This window comes from Nocardioides sp. cx-169, from assembly GCF_021083605.1.
Classification (GTDB): Bacteria; Actinomycetota; Actinomycetes; order Propionibacteriales; family Nocardioidaceae; genus Nocardioides.
The window spans coordinates 455,826-476,600 of record NZ_JAJNRO010000004.1 but is presented as its reverse complement, the minus strand read 5'-3'; the positions used below and the strand labels follow the sequence as shown (position 1 = coordinate 476,600).

The 20,775-nt window shown below is 71.8% G+C and carries 18 protein-coding genes, 3 tRNA genes and 1 pseudogene; 11 read left to right on the top strand and 11 right to left on the bottom strand.

Annotated features, from left to right (window positions below; all coding sequences use genetic code 11):
• Positions 1-59 precede the first annotated feature (59 nt).
• Together LRP67_RS08085 and LRP67_RS08080 are read left to right on the top strand one after the other, a co-directional pair.
• Complete coding sequence (locus LRP67_RS08085) at positions 60-1,526, top strand: DHA2 family efflux MFS transporter permease subunit (RefSeq protein ID WP_231269655.1); 1,467 nt, start codon at positions 60-62, stop codon at positions 1,524-1,526.
• Positions 1,527-1,802: 276 nt separating this feature from the next.
• Positions 1,803-1,876 (top strand) — tRNA-Arg (locus LRP67_RS08080).
• Between the two features lie 9 nt (positions 1,877-1,885).
• On the opposite strand, the gene LRP67_RS08075 is transcribed toward LRP67_RS08080, so the two are convergent.
• The 3 genes from LRP67_RS08075 to LRP67_RS08070 all read right to left on the bottom strand — a co-directional run bounded on the left by LRP67_RS08075 (position 1,886) and on the right by LRP67_RS08070 (position 4,472).
• Positions 1,886-3,229 carry an HNH endonuclease signature motif containing protein gene (locus LRP67_RS08075; RefSeq protein WP_231269654.1) on the bottom strand — a complete coding sequence of 448 codons (1,344 nt, stop codon included), beginning with the start codon at positions 3,227-3,229 and terminating at the stop codon, positions 1,886-1,888.
• 289 nt (positions 3,230-3,518) lie between these two features.
• Entirely contained in the window at positions 3,519-3,650 is a 132-nt protein-coding gene (locus LRP67_RS21380) for a hypothetical protein (RefSeq protein WP_269211213.1), read from the bottom strand.
• Positions 3,651-3,815: 165 nt separating this feature from the next.
• Positions 3,816-4,472 carry a response regulator transcription factor gene (locus LRP67_RS08070; RefSeq protein WP_231269653.1) on the bottom strand — a complete coding sequence of 219 codons (657 nt, stop codon included), beginning with the start codon at positions 4,470-4,472 and terminating at the stop codon, positions 3,816-3,818.
• A gap of 66 nt (positions 4,473-4,538) precedes the next feature.
• Here LRP67_RS08070 and LRP67_RS08065 point away from each other — a divergent pair, with 66 nt between their 5' ends.
• Positions 4,539-5,303 (top strand): PIG-L deacetylase family protein, encoded by a 765-nt coding sequence (locus LRP67_RS08065; protein WP_231269652.1) that lies wholly within the window; start codon positions 4,539-4,541, stop codon positions 5,301-5,303.
• A gap of 62 nt (positions 5,304-5,365) precedes the next feature.
• Here the strand turns inward: LRP67_RS08065 and LRP67_RS08060 are convergent, their stop codons facing one another.
• From LRP67_RS08060 to LRP67_RS08050, 3 genes are all read right to left on the bottom strand, one after another.
• On the bottom strand, positions 5,366-6,379 hold the full coding sequence (locus tag LRP67_RS08060) for an adenosine deaminase (RefSeq protein ID WP_231269651.1): 1,014 nt from the start codon (positions 6,377-6,379) through the stop codon (positions 5,366-5,368).
• Positions 6,380-6,446: 67 nt separating this feature from the next.
• Positions 6,447-7,184 carry a thioredoxin domain-containing protein gene (locus LRP67_RS08055; protein WP_231269650.1) on the bottom strand — a complete coding sequence of 246 codons (738 nt, stop codon included), beginning with the start codon at positions 7,182-7,184 and terminating at the stop codon, positions 6,447-6,449.
• 6 nt (positions 7,185-7,190) lie between these two features.
• A complete protein-coding gene (locus LRP67_RS08050; RefSeq protein ID WP_231269649.1) occupies positions 7,191-7,667 on the bottom strand; it encodes a MauE/DoxX family redox-associated membrane protein in 477 nt (158 codons plus the stop codon).
• Between the two features lie 88 nt (positions 7,668-7,755).
• Here LRP67_RS08050 and orn point away from each other — a divergent pair, with 88 nt between their 5' ends.
• The 3 genes from orn (at position 7,756) to LRP67_RS08035 (ending at position 9,153) form a co-directional block, all read left to right on the top strand.
• Positions 7,756-8,391: an oligoribonuclease gene (gene orn / locus LRP67_RS08045; RefSeq protein WP_308189715.1), complete on the top strand. Its 636-nt coding sequence runs from the start codon at positions 7,756-7,758 to the stop codon at positions 8,389-8,391.
• Between the two features lie 58 nt (positions 8,392-8,449).
• Positions 8,450-8,525, top strand: a tRNA-His gene (locus LRP67_RS08040).
• Positions 8,526-8,673: 148 nt separating this feature from the next.
• Complete coding sequence (locus LRP67_RS08035) at positions 8,674-9,153, top strand: DUF5709 domain-containing protein (protein WP_231269648.1); 480 nt, start codon at positions 8,674-8,676, stop codon at positions 9,151-9,153.
• Between the two features lie 4 nt (positions 9,154-9,157).
• Here the strand turns inward: LRP67_RS08035 and LRP67_RS08030 are convergent, their stop codons facing one another.
• Genes LRP67_RS08030 through LRP67_RS08015 form a run of 4 tightly spaced genes read right to left on the bottom strand, consistent with a single transcriptional unit; the run spans position 9,158 to position 15,103 of the window.
• A complete protein-coding gene (locus LRP67_RS08030; RefSeq protein WP_231269647.1) occupies positions 9,158-10,837 on the bottom strand; it encodes a hypothetical protein in 1,680 nt (559 codons plus the stop codon).
• Between the two features lie 31 nt (positions 10,838-10,868).
• The gene (locus LRP67_RS08025) at positions 10,869-11,045 is read right to left on the bottom strand and encodes a hypothetical protein (protein ID WP_231269646.1); all 177 of its coding nucleotides are present in this window, start codon (positions 11,043-11,045) and stop codon (positions 10,869-10,871) included.
• Positions 11,042-12,997, bottom strand: coding sequence for a penicillin acylase family protein (locus tag LRP67_RS08020; protein WP_231269645.1), 1,956 nt, complete (start codon positions 12,995-12,997; stop codon positions 11,042-11,044). The genes LRP67_RS08025 and LRP67_RS08020 overlap by 4 nt, the downstream gene beginning before the upstream one ends.
• A gap of 27 nt (positions 12,998-13,024) precedes the next feature.
• Complete coding sequence (locus LRP67_RS08015) at positions 13,025-15,103, bottom strand: ATP-binding protein (RefSeq protein WP_231269644.1); 2,079 nt, start codon at positions 15,101-15,103, stop codon at positions 13,025-13,027.
• An 89-nt stretch (positions 15,104-15,192) separates the two neighbouring features.
• Here LRP67_RS08015 and LRP67_RS08010 point away from each other — a divergent pair, with 89 nt between their 5' ends.
• From LRP67_RS08010 to LRP67_RS07995, 5 genes and pseudogenes are all read left to right on the top strand, one after another.
• The gene (locus tag LRP67_RS08010; RefSeq protein WP_231269643.1) at positions 15,193-16,764 is read left to right on the top strand and encodes an NAD(P)/FAD-dependent oxidoreductase; all 1,572 of its coding nucleotides are present in this window, start codon (positions 15,193-15,195) and stop codon (positions 16,762-16,764) included.
• Between the two features lie 134 nt (positions 16,765-16,898).
• Positions 16,899-16,971 (top strand) — tRNA-Lys (locus tag LRP67_RS08005).
• A gap of 186 nt (positions 16,972-17,157) precedes the next feature.
• Positions 17,158-17,367: pseudogene (locus LRP67_RS22035) on the top strand (aldolase/citrate lyase family protein); the annotation flags it as partial.
• A gap of 103 nt (positions 17,368-17,470) precedes the next feature.
• Complete coding sequence (locus LRP67_RS08000; RefSeq protein ID WP_231269642.1) at positions 17,471-18,220, top strand: CoA ester lyase; 750 nt, start codon at positions 17,471-17,473, stop codon at positions 18,218-18,220.
• Between the two features lie 18 nt (positions 18,221-18,238).
• Positions 18,239-19,456: a CaiB/BaiF CoA-transferase family protein gene (locus LRP67_RS07995; RefSeq protein ID WP_231269641.1), complete on the top strand. Its 1,218-nt coding sequence runs from the start codon at positions 18,239-18,241 to the stop codon at positions 19,454-19,456.
• A 211-nt stretch (positions 19,457-19,667) separates the two neighbouring features.
• Here the strand turns inward: LRP67_RS07995 and LRP67_RS07990 are convergent, their stop codons facing one another.
• The gene (locus LRP67_RS07990) at positions 19,668-20,702 is read right to left on the bottom strand and encodes an ABC transporter substrate-binding protein (protein ID WP_231269640.1); all 1,035 of its coding nucleotides are present in this window, start codon (positions 20,700-20,702) and stop codon (positions 19,668-19,670) included.
• Positions 20,703-20,775: the final 73 nt, after the last annotated feature.

The following is a 20,775-nucleotide window of genomic DNA, read 5'->3' as shown; positions in this document are numbered from 1 at the left end:
CACGCGTTTGCTCCTCCGGGTCAGGTCCTGACTCACCGACCATGCAGGGAGCCGCTTTCGTGACCAGTACCGCCGATCTGCCCGCCTCGACGGACGCACTGCCCCCTACCGGGGACCGGCTGAGCGGCTCAGACCTCCTGGTCATCGGCCTGCTGCTCGCGTCCACGTTCGTGGTGATCCTCAACGAGACGATCATGAGCGTGGCGCTGCCCGAGCTGACGACGGACCTCGAGGTCACCACGGCGGCTGCGCAGTGGCTGACCACCGGGTTCCTGCTCACGATGGCCGTGCTCATCCCGGTGACCGGGTTCCTGCTGCAGCGCTTCCACCTGCGCCCGCTGTTCCTGACGGCGATGACGCTGTTCAGCGCGGGCACCCTGGTCGCCGCCACCGCACCGGGCTTCGAGGTCCTGCTCGCCGGGCGCGTGGTGCAGGCCTCGGGGACCGCCATCATGATCCCGCTGCTGTTCACGACCGTGCTCAACCTGGTCCCGGCGGCCAGGCGGGGTCGGATGATGGGCAACATCTCGATCGTGATCGCGGTGGCGCCGGCCATCGGGCCGACGCTGTCCGGCCTGATCCTGGACGTGCTCGACTGGCGGTGGATGTTCTGGCTGGTGCTCCCCATCTCGCTGCTGTCCCTCTCCGTCGGAGCGGTCAAGCTGCGCAACGTGACCGAGCCTCGCTCCATCCCGATCGACCTGGTCTCGGTCGCGCTGTCGGCCCTCGCCTTCGGCGGCCTGATCTATGGTCTCAGCAGCATCGGCGAGGCGGCGTCCGGCGAGGTGCCCGTCGACCCGTGGATCACGATCACCGTAGGCGCGCTCGCGCTGGCGGCGTTCGTGTCGCGCCAGCTGATGCTCCAGCGCTCGGACCGCGCCCTGCTGGACCTCCGCACCTTCCGCAGCAGCCACTTCTCCATCGCCGTGCTGCTCGTAGCCGCGAGCATGATGAGTCTCTTCGGCACCCTGATCCTGATCCCCATCTACCTGCAGGGCGTGCTCGGCCTGGACACCCTCGACACGGGGCTGCTGCTGCTCCCCGGCGGCCTCCTGATGGGCCTGATGGGGCCGGTCGTCGGACGCATCTACGACCACATCGGCCCACGGGCGCTGGTCATCTCCGGCTCCGTCGTCGTCAGCGCCGCCCTCTGGCTGCTGGCCCAGGTGGACACGGCCACGCCCTCGTCGTACGTCCTGACGTCCCACGTGATCCTGAGTCTCGGGCTCTCCCTGCTCTTCACGCCGCTGTTCAGCTCCGGGCTCGGCGCCCTGGCCCCCGCCCTGTACTCCCACGGCAGCGCCATCGTCAGCACCGTGCAGCAGCTCGCGGGCGCCGCGGGCACCGCCCTGTTCATCACGATCCTGGCGCGCGCTGCGGCCGACACCGACTCCGTGGCCGCCACGTCGGACGGCGTCCGCGCCGCCTTCGCCGTCGGCGCGGTCATCTCGACGGTGGCCGTCGCCATCGCCCTCTTCGTACGCCGACCGGCCGAGCAGGCGGCCGCCGGCCCCGTCGAGGGCTGACGGCGGGCGCTCAGGCGGCGTCGTGCACCTGGTAGCCGTCCGGGTCGGCGAAGGTGAAGGTCCGGCGGAACGGACTGTCGTACGACTCGGTCACGATGGGGACGCTGGCCGCCGCCAGCAGGCCGGTGCGGACGCCCGCCTCTGGCGTCTCGAAGCTGAATCGCCAGACCGCCGTCCCCCTCCGCCTGCGGCATACTGGCGACCGGATCGGAACCTGCCGTCGACCTACACCAGGGTTGTCCCCCTGCTCTGGGCGTCTGTATCTTCCAATCCCCCGCCCCCGTAGCTCAGCTGGATAGAGCAGCGGCCTTCTAATCCGCCGGTCGCAGGTTCGAGTCCTGCCGGGGGCGCCCGTTCGTCTAGCCGGCAAGCGCGAGCCGGAGCTCAGGTGCCGGTCGGTAGATCTCCACGGTGATGACATGTGGCCTGGTCGGTGAGGCCCGGACCGGCAGGGGCGGCGCGTGGGAGTCGTGGGTGTGCCCGGCGGGAGTCGTGATCTCGACGTGATGGCGCTGCGGCCACTCGCTCGTGGTGCGGTGTCGCCAGCCGGGCGACTCCTTCGCGTAGTTGCAGGCCTCGCACAGTCCTTGGCCGCCGTCGAACGTGGTCCGGCCGCCGCGCGCCCGAGCGGTGACGTGATCGGCGTGGCGCACGGGGGCGTCGCACCACGGGGTGCGGCAGGCCTCACCGTCGCGCGCGAACAGCAGCCGGCGTAGAGCACGCGGGAACACGATCCCGCGGGAGTCCATCGCCACCAGGTGGTGCTCGAGCGGGTGCGCGAACAGGCGCCGCACCAGGACCCGCCCGTCGGCCTCGGCCAGGATTCGACGGGCCGTCCCCGCGGGGAGCGGGCCGTAGCCGACCAGGTGGGCCGGCGTGGCGTCGTCCTCGCCGAGCAGCATCTCGGCGTTCATCACGAGCTGGATCTCGACCGGCCGGGCGCCGGCGACCGCAGGAGCACAGAGACGAGCGACGAGCTCGTCGGCCATCACCTGGTCGCGGCTGCGCTCGTCGCCCATCGCACGGCGCAGGTCGGCGTGCTCGCGCAGCGACTCGATGGCGGCCTGGGCGTCCTCGGCGCCGATCTCCGCGGACAGCCGGGCCATCGCGTCGGGCAGCCCGCGGGTCGTGACCCGGCGGCGGACCCGAGCCCGCTCGGCGCGCTGCTCCGCGGCGCGCTCGTCGAGCTCCAGGACCATCCGCCGCGTGGCGACGGTGATCTCGCGGACGCCCATCCCGGCCACCTGCGGGCCCAGCGTGGCGTCCAGCACCGCTCGGTCGGCGCGGCACAGGTCGGCGCTCTCGCGGGCCACGATCTGGGCGCGGTACTCGTCGATGTCGCCCCGCGCCAGGGCGGCGAGGGTCTCAGGGAGGTCGTGGACCAGCGCCAACGCCAGGACCGTGTGCTCGCGACCTCGAGCCGGCGACTCGAGCCGAGCGAGGGCCACTTCGTGGCCCACCCCCCGTCCCCGCCGAGCCGCGGGCTCGCCCGCCTCGGCCGCACCGCGTACCCGGCGCGCGTGCAGCTCCGCCGTCAGCCTCGCCTGAGCGGCCGCGGCGGCGCGGGCCTGACGCTCCCACGCCTCGATCTGCTTCACGAGGTCGGCGTCGTCGAGGTCCACGGCATCGATGCCCACGGCGGCGATATCCGGGTCGACCCAGGACGCGGCGGGGCGCGTCTCCTGGGTCGACTCTACGAACATGTGTTCGATTATACTCCGACCTCCGGAGACGTCAAGTGCGGGACTCAGTTCATGAACATCGCGCCGTCCACGTTGAGCGTCTGGTCATCCGAGCCGCGAGAGGGTGGGGTAGTCGGTGTAGCCGCGCTCGTCGCCGCCGTAGGCCTTGCTCAGGTCCGGCTGGGCCAAGGGTGCGCCGCTGGCCAGGCCCTCGGGCAGGTCGGGGTTGGCGATGAAGAGCTGACCGAACGACAGCAGCGCTGGCGGTGCTCGCGCGGCTCGAGGCCAACCTGACGGACGCCGAGGAGCGTCAGGCCAGCGACACCAGCACGTCGCAGTAGCCCGAGTCGCGCACGAACCCCAGGGTCCGGTTGGCGGCCAGGATCGCGTCGTTGCCGGCCATGTTCTGCGTGTAGATGGCGCGGACGCCGTAGTCGGCCATGACCGGCGCCTACGCGCTCTTCAGCGCGACCGCGAGCCCACGGCCGCGGGCCGAGGGTGCGCGCGGAACACCTCGAAGGGCAGGTCCCCGCCGCCGTCGGTCGCATCCGGCGCCGGACGCCTCGTGGGCAATCCCGGAAACCGTCAGATCGGCGCCCGGGTCACGTCAATGCGCGGCCGGGTCGACGACCCGCAGCTGCTCGGGCGAGAGCCCGTGGGTCATCCCCCACGCGACGGCCTGCGAGCGCCGGCTCACGTCGATCTTGCGGTACGCCGTGCGGATGTAGGTCTTGACCGAGTTGATGCTCAAGTAGGAGCGGTCGGCGATCTCCTGGTTGGAGAGACCCTGCGCGATGAGCGCGAGCACCTCGGCCTCGCGCATGCTCAGCCCGTGCTCCTTGCCGGGCCATCGACCGGGTGGTTGTACGGCCACCGGCTCCGGCCCGGGCCGCACCAGCTCGCCGCCGGCGACGGCCTCCACGGCCCGCACGAGGTCCTCGGCCGAGAACGACTTGGACACGTAGCCGTGGGCGCCCTGGGCCAGCGAGCGGTCGACCAGGTCGGGCTGGGTGTTCCAGCTGTAGACGAGGACCTTGGCGTCGCCTCCACGGACCAGGTCCTGGAGGTCGACGCCGTCGCCCTGCACCTGCCCGAACGTGTCGTAGAGGATCACGTCCACGTCACTGATCACCGGCAGGCCGGTGTCGATCTCCACCACGAGGACCCGATCCACGTGGGGAAGCAGCATCGCCGCCAGCCCGGCCACGACCACCTCGTAGTCATTGACGATCGCGACCCTGATCTGCGCCGCCCGCTGCTCCATGCGCCGCATGGTATTTCACCCACGGGGAGGAAGCGTCATTTGACGCTGAACTCATAGGTTGGCACGGTGCGGGCCCCCACGACCTCGGCCGAGTGGCGCTCCCATGAGCACTTCGCCCAGGTCCCCGAGCTGGAGCTGTCCGCCTTCCGGCGGCTGGTCGTCGTCTCGGCCCACCCCGACGACGAGAGCCTGGGCGCCGGCGGCCTGATCGCGACGGCCTACGCACGCGGCATCCCCGTGTACGTCGTGCTCCTCACCGCCGGCGAGGCCTCGCAGTCCTCGCCGTCCCCGGCCAACACCCGGCACGCGCTGGCCACCATGCGGCTGGCGGAGATGGAGAACGCGCTCGCCCGGCTCGCCCCCGACAGCCCTCTGGTCTTCCTCGGGGCGCCCGACGGCGGGGTCGCCGCCTCGGAGGTGCAGGTCACCGCGTCGCTGACCGAGCTGCTCGGTGACGCCTCCGCGACCCTGGTGGCCGCCCCCTGGCGGCGTGATGGCCACCCGGACCACGACGCCGCCGGCCGCGCTGCCGCCGCGGCCGCCGCGGCCGCCGGCGCGACACTGGTGGAGTACCCGGTGCAGTTCTGGAGCCGGGGACTGCCCGCGGCCGCTCCCTGGGACGAGATGGTGCGCCTCACACTGACCCCGGAGGCACGCGACGCCAAGGCCGCCGCCATCCAGTGCCACGCCAGCCAGGTCGGCAGGCTGCCCCACCGCGGCGAGCGCGGCCCCACGCTGACCGGGCGGGTGCTGGCGCACTTCGCCGGCGGACACGAGCACTTCGTCGCGACACGCCCCGAGGTCCCCGGTCCCATCACCGCGCCGGGATAGAACGGAGCAGGCCCCGCACTGTATGAGAGTGCGGGGCCTCACTGCTGCTCACCGGGGGCTGCTCACCGGGGGGCCGCGACGTACTCCTCGATCTCGGCGAGCACCCGCTCGCGCACGTCGTCGGGCGCGAACGACACCTCGACCGCCGTGCGCGCGAGGTCGGCGACGCCCCGGTGGTCGAGGCCCAGCAGGTCGGCGGCGATCTCGTACTCACGGTTGAGCGTGGTGTTGAACATCGGCGGGTCGTCGGAGCCGATGGTCACGACGACGCCGGCGTCCACGAAGGCCTTCAGCGGGTGCTCCGTCAGGCTCGCCACGGCGCGGGTGGCCAGGTTGGACGACGGGCAGACCTCGAGGGGGATCCGGTGCTCGGCCAGATGCGCCAGCAGCGCCGGGTCGGCCGCCGAGGAGGTCCCGTGGCCGATCCGCTCCGCGCCCAGCAGCCTCAGGGCGTCCCAGACGGTCTCCGGCCCGGTCGTCTCGCCGGCGTGGGGCACCGAGTGCAGTCCGGCGGCGCGGGCGGCGGTGAAGTGCGGCTCGAACTGCGGCCGCGGCACCCCGATCTCGGGGCCGCCGAGGCCGAAGGCGACGAGCCCGTCCGGGCGGTGGTCCAGCGCGTAGCGCAGCGTGGCGTCGGCGGCCGGCAGCCCGGACTCGCCGGGGATGTCGTAGACCCAGCGCAGCACCAGCCCGAAGTCGCGCTCGGCCGACAGCCGGGCGTCCTCGATGGCCTCGGTGTAGGCCTCGATCGGGATCCCCGCCGCCACCGACGTGTACGGCGTGCAGGTGAGCTCGGCGTAGCGCAGCGACTGCCCCTCCGCCATCTCCCGGGCGACCTCGTAGGTGAGGTAGCGCAGGTCCTCCGGGGTCCGGATCAGCCCGACGACGGCGAGGTAGACGTCGATGAAGTGCGCGAAGTCGCGGAACTCGAAGAAGGCGCGCAGCGCGTCCGGGTCGGAGGGGACCGTGCCCGGGTGCCGCTCGGCGAGCCCGCTGACGATGCGCGGGGATGCGGAGCCGACGTGGTGGACGTGCAGCTCCGCCTTGGGCAGTCGCGCGATGAAGTCGTGGATCATCCCGCGATGCTGCCAGCCGGGCCCCGCCACCGCCCAGACGGCGTCGTCCCAGAACGGGCCGTCGAGGTCACTCGAGCTCGGCGACCAGGTTCTCGGTCATCTCCTCGATCGTGCGACCGTCCTGGAAGACCTCGCCGTCGAGCAGGATGATCGGGGTGCTGTTGACACCCGCGTCCCCGGCGGCCTTCGTGGCACCGTCCACCCACTCCTGCTTCTCGAGGCCCTCGATGCCCGCCTTCACGGCGTCCTCGTCGGCGCCGGCCTCGACGGCCTTCTCGAGCAGCCAGTCGCTGCCCGGCAGTCCGCTGGACTCGGAGGGCTGGTCCTCGAAGACCAGGTCGTGGAACTTCTTGGCCACTTCGGGGCCGGACTCCTCGAGCAGCACCGCGAACGCGTTGGCGGCCCCGATGGAGTACTCGTTGTCGAGCAGGTTGAACGGCCGGTACTCGACCTGCACCTTCCCGGCCTCGGCCAGCCGGTTCAGGTCCTTGCCGGACTCCCGCTCGAGCTGGCCGCAGTAGCTGCACAGGAAGTCCTCGTAGATCACGACCTCGTGCGGCGCGTCGGCGTCGCCGATCGTGAGACCCCACTCGCTGGCCCCGGCGGGCGCGGCGTCGATGTCGTCGGAGGAGTCCCGCGAGGCGTTGATGAAGAAGAGCACGCCCACGATGAGCGCCATCGCGACGACCACGGCGCCCACCACCATGATGTTGCGCCGGCGCTCCGCCGCCTGCTGCTGGCGCAGGAGCGCCGCGGCGCGCTCCTGGCGGGCCTGCGACTTGACGGTCTTGGTGGACTTGGACACGGGGTATCAGCCTCCTACAGCGGACATCGTCGTACGGCGGAACAGCACGGAGTCCAGCGCGAGGCGCGAGCGCCTCAGCCAGACCAGGTAGCAGGACGCGAGGAGCAGGGCGGTGTCACGCGCGATCTCCCACGGGTAGTTGGAGCGCGCATCGGGGTCGTAGCCGCCGCCACCGAAGCAGCCGCAGTCGATCTCCATGCCGCGCGCCCACGCCGAGGCGATGCCGACGATGAACGCCACGAACAGCAGGGCCGAGACGACCGCGGCGCCGCGGGTCAGCACCCCGAGCACCAGCGCGATCCCGACCACGACCTCCAGCGGCGGCAGCAGGTAGCCGACGGCCTCCGCCAGCGAGGACGGCAGCAGCTCGTAGGCGCGCACCGCCTGCACGCTCGCGTAGGGGTCGGGCAGCTTGACGACGCCGGCGTAGATCCAGACCCCGCCGGTGGCCAGTCGCGCGCCCAGTCCGAGCCATTCCTTCACGCCTCGAGGCTAGGCCGTCACCCTGAGTCGAGACTGAGAGGCGAAGGTCCCGACTGTGCGGGACCTCCTGCGGTCTAGGGTTGGTGGTGTGAACGACCGACTGGTGTGGATCGACTGCGAGATGACCGGGCTCGACCTGAAGGCGGACGCGCTGATCGAGGTCGCAGCCCTGGTCACCGACTTCGACCTCAACGTGCTCGGCGAGGGGATCGACCTCATCGTCAAGCCGCCCTCCGAGGCGCTGGACCAGATGATCGACTTCGTCCGCGACATGCACGAGAAGTCCGGCCTACTCGAGGAGCTGGACGGCGGCATCTCGCTGGCCGAGGCCGAGGAGCAGGTGCTCGCCTACATCCGCGAGCACTGCCCCGACGGCAGCCGTCCCCCGCTGGCCGGCAACACGGTCTCCACCGACCGGCTGTTCCTCTCGCGCGACATGCCCGACCTCGACGCGTTCCTGCACTACCGGATCGTCGACGTCTCCTCGATCAAGGAGCTGTCGCGGCGGTGGTTCCCCAAGGCGTACTTCGGCGCGCCGGCCAAGCGCGGCAACCACCGGGCGCTGGCCGACATCCAGGAGAGCATCGAGGAGCTGCGCTACTACCGCGAGGCCGTCTTCGTCCCCTCCCCCGGTCCCGACACCGCCACGCTGCGCCCGATCGCGGAGCGCCACGGGGGCTCGCTCACCGGAATCGCCGAGCCCGATTCCAGCCTCGGGGCCTGATCCGTCTACACTCCTCTCTGATCCCGGGAGTGCGCCTCGCACGACCAGGATCGACCTGGTGGGTATAGCTCAGCTGGTAGAGCGCCGCCTTGTGGTGGCGGATGTCGCGGGTTCAAGTCCCGTTACTCACCCCAGGTGCCGCATGGCACACCGCGAGCCCCTGACCTGCACGACACGGTCAGGGGCTCGCTGCATTCGGGGCGCCGTAGGCGCTCGCCCGGCGCGTAGCCCGGCGACCACGTGGGTACGGGATGGGGCATCCGCATCGACGAAGGAGACCTCATGACCGAGAACGGTGACACCGGGATCGACGCCGCAGAGCCGTCGGGCGAGAACGAGAACTACCACGGCTACAGCGTCGACGACGAGGACCAGCCGCAGGGCGAAGGGGACAGCCTGGTCGACGACCGCGGACTCGTCGAGCCGCTCGACGAGGGCTACAGCCCGCCCGAGAAGTGGTCGGCCGCCCAGGGCTACGGCAACACCCCGCTCGAGGAGAGCCTCGGCGAGACCCTCGACCAGCGGGTCGCGCAGGAGGTGCCCGAGCCGGACCCCTACGAGCAGGCCGAGCTCGAAGGCTCCGACCTCGACCGCGACGCCACGGACGAGACCATCGGGGAGGCCCGCGCCGGGCGGCTGGTGGCCCCCGACGAGGGCGTGCACGAGGACCGCGAGCCCGCCGCGGTCGCCGAGGACGTCGGGATCGACGGTGCCGGCGCCGCGGCCGAGGAGGCCGCCATGCACATCGTCGACGAGCCCTGACCGCTCAGCGGGGCAACGGCTTGAACGGGTGCCCGTAGGTCGTCCGCTCGGCGCGCATGACAATCAGGTCGCCGTGCGTGCCGTAACCGAGCAGCTCCTCGTTGAGCTGGGTGCCGTTGAAGGTCACCATCAGCCAGCGGGTGCGGTTGTTGCGCAGGGGCACGGGGATCACCATCGGCCACGGGATGTTGGTCGGGTGGGGCGCGTCCAGGCGCCCCACCTGCCTCATCGTGAGGTCGTAGACCGGGTATCGCCCGCGGATCGCGGCCGGTGAGGCGTCGCCGTTGCTGGCGAGCACGTACCACCGGTCGCCGAACTTCTGCAGCACCGTCCCCTCGGTCTCCACCTTGTCGTCGTCCGCGCCGACCAGCCGCAGGTCGGTGAAGTCCTCCCCCGGGCGGCTGCGGGCGAGGGCGGGGTAGAAGTTGAAGAATTCGCGCGCGTTGACGAAGGCGACGTACCAGCGCCGCCCGATCCGGGTCAGGTGCGGGTCCCACTGGCCGACCGCGGCCGAGGGCAGCTGGGCCACCGGCAGCGGCAGCCTGCGCGTGCGCAGGACGTGCACGCCGCGCAGGGGGCTGCGGCGCTCCGGCAGGGTCACGTAGTTGACCTGCACGCTCTCCCCGGTGAAGTCGCCCCACGTGCTGTTGGCGATGATCCACCGCTCCGACCGGTCGTCGAACACGATGTGGCCGGCGTGGTCGCCCAGCACCGTGCGCTCACCGTCGCGCTGGAAGAACAGGTTGGCGACCTGCTTGAGCTCGAAGGTCCGCACGTCCATCGTCCAGACACCCCAGTGGGCCGTCTCGAAGAAGCCCAGCCCGGCCTGGGTGAACGTCAGGTAGGCCTTGCCGTCCTTGAGGTACGGCGTCCCGTCGGCGCGGGTCACGAGGTGTGGGTCGCGCAGCCCGAGCTGGCCGAAGTAGCCGGCGGTGACGCCGTCGAGGACGACCGTGCCCGACGGCGCGCGGACGCCGAAGCCGTTGCGCCACTGCGCGAGCGCCGCCGGCCGGCGCAGATCCACGATGCCCGCCAGGTTGCCCTTGGCCAGCGGACGGAAGCCCGAGCCGTCGTCGACCAGCGCGACCACGGTCGTGCTGGTCAGGCCGAAGCCGAGCTGGAAGGGGCGTTGCAGGCTCGCCTCGGCCGTGGCGAGGGTCTGGACCTCGCCGCCGACGGACACGTCGAGGCCCACGCTGCCGGCGGCCTGGTCGTACCACGCGACCACGTAGTTGTCGGCGTCCTTGACCAGGCCGCTCATCACCGTGCCCTGCGCGGTCCCCCCGCGCGCCACGTCCACGACCACGGCGGCATACGGCGCGACCTGGCGGGTCGTGGAGCGGAACAGCGTGAAGAACGACGTGCCCGTGACCTTGAGGTGCCCGCCTTGGAGCCGCACCCGGCCGGGCCGGCCGGTGGGCGAGAGCCGCTCGTAGCGCTCGCTCCGGTCCTCGAAGCGGTCGCGCAGCTGGACGAAGCCGCGAGCGACCAGGTCGACCGGGCGCTGTCGGCGCACGACGGAGAAGTCGAGACTCCAGGGCGTCGGCCCGCGCCCCGGTGCGGGGGCGGCATCCGCCGACGACGCGGTTGCGGCGACCGCGAGGCTCGAGATGCCGGCGGTCTTGAGAAGCACCCGGCGGTCGAGCGCCGGGCTCTCGAGGGGACTGGTCGTGCCGAGGTCCATCGGTGCCTCCGAACAGGTGATGGGGTGAGACCTACGTCACATGGTTCCCCATTTGTCCTCGGAGCACGCCCGTCAGGCGCCGCCGGTCAACCGCGTCACCGTGTGGCTCGCGGCCGGCCCCGCTCAGGGCGAGGAACAGCAGTGACCAGGCGGCGAACACCGGGTTGGTCTCGGCGCGGCCGAGGAACCCGCTGGCGCGTGCGGTCATGGCTCCTCGGTCAGCCGGGCCCAGTCGGTGACGACGGGCGCCAGTCGGCCGTCGGCCCAGAGGGCCAGCTGGTCGTGGTGGTGCGCGTCGCGGGGGTCGCCGGAGGCACCGAGCGGCACCACCCAGGCGCTCGCCTCCCGGTCGGCCAGGTCCCAGACGTAGCGCGCGACGGACCCGCGGAAAGCCTCGTCGGTGATGCCCGGCAGCGAGCCCGTGCAGCGCACGCAGTCGCTGTCGCCGCTGACCGGCAGCGCGGGCAGCGGCGGCGGCACCAGCCCGTGGACCTCGAACGCGTGCACCGGCGTCGCCACGTGGGTCTCGCCCCAGGTGGCGTCCACCCCGGCGGTCTCGGCGAGCGCCTCGCGGGCGTGCCGCGCCAGGTCGATCCCGTACGGCGTGCCGTGCGCCACCAGGCTCGGCAGCGCCAGCGCGATCCGAGCGGTGGCGTCCAGCCAGGACCGGAGGACCGGGTCGTGGCGCGGCTCGTGCAGCGGCGCGAACACGGGCTCGGCGGCGATCCGCCGCACCAGCGCGGAGCGCCAGGCGGCGAACGCGCCCGCCTCACGTGAGTCGGCGCGCATGTCGCCGTCCCACCCGTCGAAGGCGCCGGGCACCAGGGTGCGCAGGATCACGACGGTCGCGAGCCGCGAGTCGTCGTGAATGGCCGCGAAGTCCTCGGGGCCGAGCCCGTCGCGCCCCGTCAGCAGCGCGTGGATGCGCTCGGCGCGGTAGGGCGGCACGAACACCGTCCCGACGGCGTCGCTCTCCGGGCCGCGGCGCTCGTTGGCGGTCACCACCTGGCCGTCCGCGGGGACGTCCACGCGGTTGGTCTCGGCGAGCCAGCCGGCCCACTCCGTGTCCGGCCCCGGCGCCACGACCCCGCGCCGGTTGGCGTCGTCGCGCAGCGGCACGCGCCCGGCGATGCGGTAGCGCACCGCACCGGCTCGGTCCGCGACCACGACGTTGTTGACCGGCTCCACCCAGTGGTCGAGGGCCCGGTCCACGTCGTCGACGGTGCGGGCGCGCAGCAGGGGCAGGATCGCGTCGAAGCCCAGGTCGCCGAGCACCCCGGACGCCGTGCGCAGGCTGAGCCCGTCCTCGAAGACCGGCCCGCGAGGCGTCACCACGACCTCGACCTCGACCGGCACCCCGTCGCGCACGGGCACGGTCTCGGTCCACCGCTCCACCACGTCGTACGGCGTGGGCTCGGCGTAGACGTCCTGGTAGTCGGCGCAGGCGTTGGTGATCGCCCAGGCGACGTCCCCGGCATGACCGAAGTGGGGCACCCCCGGCACTCCGGGGAACGCCAGCCCGACGACGTCGAAGGGGTCGTCGGGGTCCTCACAGGCCAGGCGCACCTGCTGGTAGACCCCGGGCGCCTCGATCACGCGATGGGGATCGCCGCCGATCAGCGGCAGGCCGGACCGGGTGCGGGCGCCCCCCACCGCCCAGGCGTTGCTGCCGCTGCTCTGCGGCCCCTCGTGCGAGAGCAGCGCCGCGTCCGCGCCCAGCGTGTCGCGGGCGGCCTGGGCCCACAGCTTGCCGCCGAGGTTGGCGAAGAGCAGGTGCTGGGCGAGGAAGACCGCGAGCGGGGTCCACTCCTCCCAGGGCTCCGGCCCCAGGCCCAGCACCTCCAGCTCGTGCACGTCGGTGCGCAGGCCGGCGTTGACGCCGTCGACGTACGCCGCGAGGAACGCCCGGGTCTCCTGGTTCAGTGCCGCGTGGGCACGCCGGGCCGTGTGCGCGAGGAGGGTGCGGCGCGCGAGCCGGTCCCACCCGACGGCGCTGCTCCCGAAGACCTCGGCGGTCGTGCCGCTCGCGCGCCGGCGCAGCCACTCGAGCTGCCAGGTCCGGTCCCGGGCGGTGATCTCCCCCTGGCCGCGGGCCAGGTCCTGGACCGTCTTCGCTCGGACATGCGGTACGCCGTACGCGTCACGGTAGAAGCGAGCCATGGTGCGGTGACCCTAACCCCCAGCCGCCTAGACGACGATCGGCAGCCGAACCCGGAAGACCGTGCCCTCGCCGGCCTTGGACGTGAACGAGACGGCACCGCCGTGCTTCTCGACGATGGCCCGGGTGATCGACAGCCCGAGGCCGCTGCCCGGGATGGCCTGCTTCTGGGCCAGGGTGGATCGGAAGAAGCGGTCGAACAGCTGCGCCTGCTCCTGCTCGGGCACGCCGATCCCGGTGTCGGTGACGACCAGGTCCGCGTGGTCGCCGGCCGTGCTCAGCTCGACGTCGATGGACCCGCCGTCGGGGGTGAACTTCACCGCGTTGCTGACGAGGTTCAGGGTGACCCGTTCGATCATGTCGCGGTCGCCCAGCAGCGGCACCGGCTCGTCGGGGAGCCGCAGCGACACCTGCAGCCCACGCTCCTCCCACGACGGCGAGAGCACGACGTAGGCCGCCTGGACGGCCTCTCGGAGGTCGAAGACGCGGTCGACGTAGTCGAAGCCGTCGTTGTCGACGCGCCCGAGCGTCAGCAGGTCGTCGATGAGGCCGAGCAGCCGATGGGTGTTGGAGGAGACCCGGCGCACCGCGTTGCGCTGGTCGTCGCTGAGCGGCCCGAAGGCGTCCTCGCCCAGCATCTCGAGGTAGCCCAGGATGCTGGTCATGGGGGTCCGCAGCTCGTGGCTGACGCTCGAGACGAACGCGTCCTTGGCCGTGTCGACCTCGCGCAGCCGCTCCACCGCCTGCCGCTCGACCTCCAGCGCCTCCTCGAGGGCGCGCTGCGCCTCCAGCTGGTCGGTGGCGTCCTCGGAGGTGCTGACGTAGCCGGTCGTCCGCCCCTTGTCGTCGGTCAGGCGCGAGAGCGTCATCGCGTGGGTGCGCTCCACGCCGTCCTTGCGCCGGAAGCGGATCAGGGTGCCGGCCGCCCCCGACTTGGTCATCTCCCGCACCACGTCGACGACGTCGTCGCGCACGCCGAGCTCGCGGGCCTTGTCCCGGATGGCGGCCCGGGTGTGGAACATCGTGGAGTGCTGGCCCAGCACCTCGGAGCGCTCGTAGCCCAGCAGGCGCTGGGCGCCCGGGTTGTAGAGAGTGATCCGCCCGGTCTCGTCGGCGCCGACGATCGCGACGCCGGTGGCGCCGTCGACGATCCGCTGCACGATGTCCCGCTCGGCCTTGGCCTCCCGAGCCGAGGCGATCTGGTCGCCGACCCGGATCATCAGCGGCACGACGATCGTCGCGCACACGATGGCGAACGCCGCCAGCATCAGCCCGCGGGCGTCGACCGACATCCCGTAGCGCTCGGGGACGTCGGCGAACGGGCCGGTGCCTGCGGTGGTCATGACGATCGCGAACGCCATCACCGCGACCATCTCCGCGAGCGCCTCCCGGGGGCTCAGGCGCAGCGCGCCCCAGGCCAGCACCGGCACCGCCAGGAACACCAGCGAGGGGAAGTCGCCGGGCAGGAACACCGCCGGCGTCACGGTGACGATGCTCAGCCACTGGAAGACGCGCTCGCCACGCGACGCGATCGACTCCTGGTTGGGCAGCCTGCAGAAGAAGGGGATGAGCGCCAGGTTCGAGGCGACGTGGGACGTGGCGATGGACGCCGCGACCATGCCCGGGTCGCCCCAGTCGGTGACCGCCGCGGTGAGGAACCCGACCACCGCCACCACCGCCCCGCCCGCCGACACGGAGTAGAAGTAGCGCCGCAGGTCGGGGTCCGAGCGCAGGTGCGGTCGCGGCTCGCGCCCGTCGCTGAAGAGCCGCGACACGATCCAGGCTTCCAGCGTGCTGCCCAGCGCGAAGCCCAGGGAGACGGCGAAGGGCCGGCCATTGTCGCTCACCAGGGAGGGCAGCCAGACAGTGCCGAGGGCGACGGTGAAGATGGCCGCCACCAGGAGGCCGGTGCGGTGCCGGCGGGCCAGCAGCAGGGCTCCCGTTGCCAGGCCGGCCGGCCAGATGCCGGTCACCCGGCCCCCCTCGGGGGCGCCCCATACCGCGATCAGCCCGGCGACCGTCATGAGCAGCACCACGGCCGCGACGCGCACAGCCCAGGACTTCGGCACCTGGTCCCACCCCTCCCAGGCGAACTCACCCGAGAGCATCTTCCAGCACCGTAGTGCCTCCCGCCGGGAAATCGCCGATGCCCACCAGCGCTGCTGAGCCGCCGGCCACCGTGTCGTAGGTTTTCCCGATGGACTCCCGGGAGCACAGGTACGACGTCGTCGTGGTCGGCGGCGGACACAACGGACTGGTCTCGGCGGCCTACCTGGCGCGTGCGGGACTGTCGGTGCTGGTGCTCGAGCGGCTCGGCCACACCGGCGGCGCCGCCGTCTCGGCCGAGGCGTTCTCCGGCCACCGGACCCGGCTGTCGCGCTACTCCTACCTGGTCTCCCTGCTGCCCGAGCAGGTCATCGACGACCTCGGGCTCGACCTGAGCCTCGTGTCGCGCGACACCGCGTCGTACACGCCGGTGCTGCGCGACGGCCGGGCCGGAGGCCTGCTCGTCGAGCACGACGAGGGCGAGGCCACGCGGCGCTCCTTCCTCGAGCTCACGGGCTCCGATGACGAGTACGCCGCCTGGCGGGAGTTCTACGCCGACGTGGCCGAGCTCGCGCACGTCGTCGCCCCCACCCTGCTGCAGCCCCTGCCCTCCGAGGGCGACGTGCGCGACCGCGTCGACCCGGGCATCTGGCGCGATCTGGTGACCACGCCGATCGGCGCCACCATCGAGTCCCGCTTCGCCGACGACACGGTGCGCGGCGTGGTCGGCACGGACGCGCTGATCGGCACCTTCGCCTCGCTGCACGACCCCTCACTGGTGCAGAACCGCTGCTTCCTCTACCACCTGGTAGGCAACGGGACCGGGGAGTGGCGGGTCCCGGTCGGCGGCATGGGCGCGGTCACGAGCGAGCTGCACCGCGTCGCCGTCGAGGCCGGCGCCGAGATCCTCACCGGCGCGGGCGTCAGCGCCATCAGGCCGTACGACGGCGGCGCCGACGTCACCTGGCACGACGGCGCGACGAGCCACACGGTCAGCGCCCGGTTCGTGCTAGCCAATGTCGCGCCGTGGGTGCTGCGGATCCTGCTCGGCGAGCCGGCCGACGAGACCCACAAGCCCGAGGGCGCCCAGCTCAAGGTCAACTTCCTGCTCGACCGCCTCCCCCGGCTTCGCTCCGGCATGGACCCCGCCGTGGCCTTCGCCGGCACGCTGCATCTCGGCGAGGACCTCACCCGGCTGGAGTCGGCGTACGCCGAGGCGGCGCGTGGGCAGATGCCCAGCTCGCTGCCCGGCGAGGTCTACTGCCACTCCCTCACCGACCCCTCCATCCTCGGCGACGGGGCCCCGGGCACCCACACGCTCACCTACTTCGGGCTGCACACCCCGGCCTCGCTGTTCGACGCCGACCCCGAGGCGGCCAAGGCGCTGGCCGTCCGGCGGGCGATCGCCTCGCTCGACGAGCACCTCGAGGAGCCGATCGAGCAGTGCGTCGCCCGCGACGCCGACGGCGATCCGTGCATCGAGGCCAAGATCCCCCAGGACGTCGAGCGCGAGCTGGCCATGCCCGGAGGCCACATCTTCCACGGCCACCTCGACTGGCCCTGGGCCCCCAGTCGCGCCCGGATGGAGACCCCCGCGCAGCAGTGGGGCGTCCAGACCGACTACGACTCGGTCCTGCTCTGCGGCTCGGGCGCCCGCCGCGGCGGCGCGGTCTCCGGCCTCGGCGGCCACAACGCCGCCCAGGCCGTCCTCGCCATGCTCTGACCCCCCCCCCCCCGGCGGATCGAGCAGTGAGGAGCGCCAGCGACGAACGTCCGTCGAGATCCCGGCACCCGACCACCGCCCTCCCGATTTTTCCCGCGGTCCCCCCGCTGGTAATGTCAGCGTCGCTTCACCGCGCGGCATTAGCTCAATTGGCAGAGCAGCTGACTCTTAATCAGCGGGTTCGGGGTTCGAGTCCCTGATGCCGTACCGCCCACAGCCCCCGGTCACCGACCGGGGGCTGTCGCGTTCTGGGCCTACTCCGTGCGCTACCTCGGGAGGGAGCCGGTGCTCCCGGGGAGGGCCTCGGTGCGGGTGGTCGTGCGACCCCGCGCCGCGCCGGGCTGATCTTCCTGCCAGTGAGAGAAGCGCCGCAGCACCGCGGCGGCAGGGCCGATGGTGGACGCACCCCGCGAGCGACGCCAGGAGGTGCTGGTCGGTATGTCCTCGAGTCACCCCTCGGCAACGCCGTGGCGCTCACAGATGTTCGTCCCGGCCAACGTCCCCCGCTTCGTCGACGGCGCCTCGGCACACGGCGCGGATGCCCTGATCCTGGACCTCGAGGACAGCGTGCCGCGCCCGGAGAAGGGGGCGGCACGCGACGCGATCCCGGCCGCGGGGGGGGCCGGCGCCCCCGCGGGGGCCGCTGGGGGCGGGCGCGGCAGCCCCCACCTTCTTCGTGGACCCGGTGCCCGGGGGGCGGCGCCCGTTGTGGGGGCCCCCCCGCGACGCGATCCCGGCCGCGGCGCAGGCCTGCGCCCGCGATGGAGCCGATGTCCTCGTGCGCATCAACCGCGACCTCGAGGACGCGGTGGCCGATATCCGGGCTGCCGTGATCCCGGGAGTCACCGGGCTGGTCATCCCCAAGGTGCACAGCGCAGACCATGTCGCGCTCCTCGACGAGGTGATCACCAGCGTCGAGGAGGACCAAGGACTCCCCGCCGGCCACACCAGCCTGATGCTGCTGATCGAGACCCCGGCCGCCCTCCGCCGGGTCGACCACCTGGCGTCCGGCAGCCCCCGAGTGGCCGCCATGTCCCTCGGCGTCCACGACCTGGCGGCCGAGCTCGACGTGGCCCCGGACTCGGAGCTGCTGCTCCACGCCCACGAGCGGCTGGTGCTAGCGGCGCTCGCGTCGGGCATCGCGCCGCTGGGCGTCGTCGGCGCGCCGCCGATGTCCGACCTGACCGCCTACGCCGCCGCGGTGGAACGCGCCCGGCAGCTCGGATACCGCGGCGGCACGGCCGTCCACCCGACCCAGGTCCCCGTGCTCCGTGACGGCTTCGGCCCCACCCGCGAGGAGGTCGACCTCGCCACCCGCATGGTCGCCGCCTTCGAGCAGGCGGTGCGGGAGGGCCGCGGATCGGTCCGGGTCGACGGCCGGATGGTCGACGAACCGGTCGCCCGCCGCGCCCGGCGCACGCTCCGCGCGCCCTCGGCTCAACGCCGGCACCACTGACGAAGGAGACACGACCGCATGACGCAACCCCCACTCACGGGCCTCAAGGTGCTGGACGTGGCGACCCTCTTCGCCGCTCCGTCCGCGGCCGCGATCCTGTCGGACTTCGGCGCCGAGGTGATCAAGATCGAGCACCCGGAGAAGCCGGACCCCGCCCGGACGCACGGCGCCTCACGCAACGGCACTCCCCTGTGGTGGACGTCGCTGTCGCGCAACAAGCGCCACATGACGCTCGACCTGTCCCGACCCGAGGGGCGTGAGGTCTTCCTCGACCTGGTCCGGGACGCCGACGTCGTCATCGAGAACTTCCGGCCTGGGACGCTCGAACGCTGGGGCCTCGGCTACGACGTCCTCTCCGCAGCCAATCCGGGCATCGTGCTGACGCGGGTCACCGGGTTCGGGCAGTTCGGCCCGCGCTCCCACGAACCGGGGTTCGGCAGCATCGGCGAGGCGATGAGCGGCTTCGTGTTCGCCTCGGGCTGGCCGGATCGTCCGCCCGTGCTGCCGCCCCTCGCGCTCGCCGACCACGTCTCCGGTATGGCCGCCGTCATCGCCATCATGATGGCCGTCCACGAGCGCCACTCCAGCGGCCGGGGCCAGGTCATCGACCTCGCGATCATCGAGCCGCTGCTCTCCATGCTCGCCGGGCAGGTCACCCTGTACGACCAGACCGGCACCATCAGCGAGCGCCTGGGCAACCGCAACGCCAGCAACGCCCCCCGCGGCATCTACCAGACCTCCGACGGTGACTGGATCGCGATGGCGGCCAGCGCGCACTCGACCGCGGAGCGCGTGATGCGCCTCGTCGGCCGGGAGGACATGGTCCTCGAGCCCTGGTTCCGAGACGGCAGCGAGCGCGCGAAGCGCGGTGGCGAGATGGACACCGCCATCGCGCAGTGGATCGGAGCGCGCACCACCGACGACGTGATTGCGCTCTTCCAGGAGGCCCAGGCCGCCATCGGCGTCGTCAACGACATGGCGAAGGTGATGCAGGACGAGCAGTACGCCGCGCTCGGCACCATCACGTCGGTCCCGGACGAGGCCCTGGGCGAGGTCAGGATGCCCAACGTGCTGTTCCGGCTGTCGAGGACGCCCGGCGCGATCCGGCACACCGGTCGGCCGCACGGCGCCGACACCGAGGCGATCCTGAACGAGATCGGCATCAGTGCCGAACAGCAGCGAAAGCTGGTGGAGCACGGCGTGATCGCCCCACCTACGCGGACCACGACCGCGTAGGACCCGCGCGAAGTCGTTGTAGGCCTCGACGTAGTCGTCGGTAGGCCTCGCTCGCGTGACGACACGCGAACCACCGACCTGGCGACGAAAGCCCGAGGCGCCCGCCCAAGATCCCTGGACGGGCGCCTCAACCTGTCTCTTGACAGGACTCACCCCATATCAGCTCGTCGACCGCCTGATGCACAGCGCCTCGATCGAGCTTCGTGGGGCATCACTTCTCAGGAGCGCACTTCTCGCAAGCATCCGCCGGGTCGAAGTCGTTGTAGAAGTCGGCGAACTCATTCGTGTAGACGTCTGCAACGTCTTCCTCACCATCCGACAGCCCCAAGAGGACTACGGCGTCGATCCACGCCTGAACTGCCTTCTCGTCGTAGGTGCCCCACTCCTTGTAGGTCCTGGGGTCGACGTCGGCTTCGAACTTGTACTCAGCACCAGCCTGGAGTGTCTCGGCCGCCTCGCTGATGTCGTCATCACCCGTACGCGTGTTGGGATAGAGATCCCACACGTCCTGCACCGCACCCTCGGGATCCATTGCGTAGACCAATGTTGCCCGCGCCCACGCCCGCCCGAAGCCCTTCAGCGCCTCAGCGTTCTCCTCGATAGACTCGGCGGAGGAGGAGAACCCGGTGCCGAACAACAGGGACGTGCTCTCAGGCGCAATGTAGTTGAGTTCAGCCCCAGTTCTCTCCATCTCCTTGTACGCCTGCGCCCACATCGCTAGGACGTCGACACGCCCCCGCTGCAGGGCATCCAGAGCAGGCGCCCCCACACCAGTGGCGATGTACTCGACGTCCTCGGCGTCATGACCGGCGAAGTTGAGTGCCAGGTCGGAGGTCAGCTTGGCGCCCGACTCCAAAGTAGCGACACCGATCTTCTTGCCGAGCATGTCGTCGACATCCTCGATGTCGCTGTCCGGAAGCGTGGCGTAGTACTGGTTTGAACGCTTTGTCGAATTGAAAATCAGTCGGACGTCTTCACCTTCCGCCCGAGCGGCGAGGGTCGCGTCGGCCGTGGCTGAGACGATGTCGACATTTCCCGCGGCCAGGGCTTTGAGCGGGCCGCTGCTGTCCTTCAAGAACTGAACTTCAACGTCGAGGTCCTCGTCCGCGAAGAACCCGCGATTCTGCGCGACAGCCAGAGTCGCATAACCCATTTCCATAGCTGGCAGCGGAACACCGAGGACCAACTTGTGCTTGCCCGAACCCTCCTCCCCGTCCGAGGAGCCACCGCACGCAGCAAGGCCCAAGACACCTATAGAGGCGAGAGCGCCGAGCCGGAACCGTAAGCCGAACCGAGGCGAACGTCTATTCGAAGACATG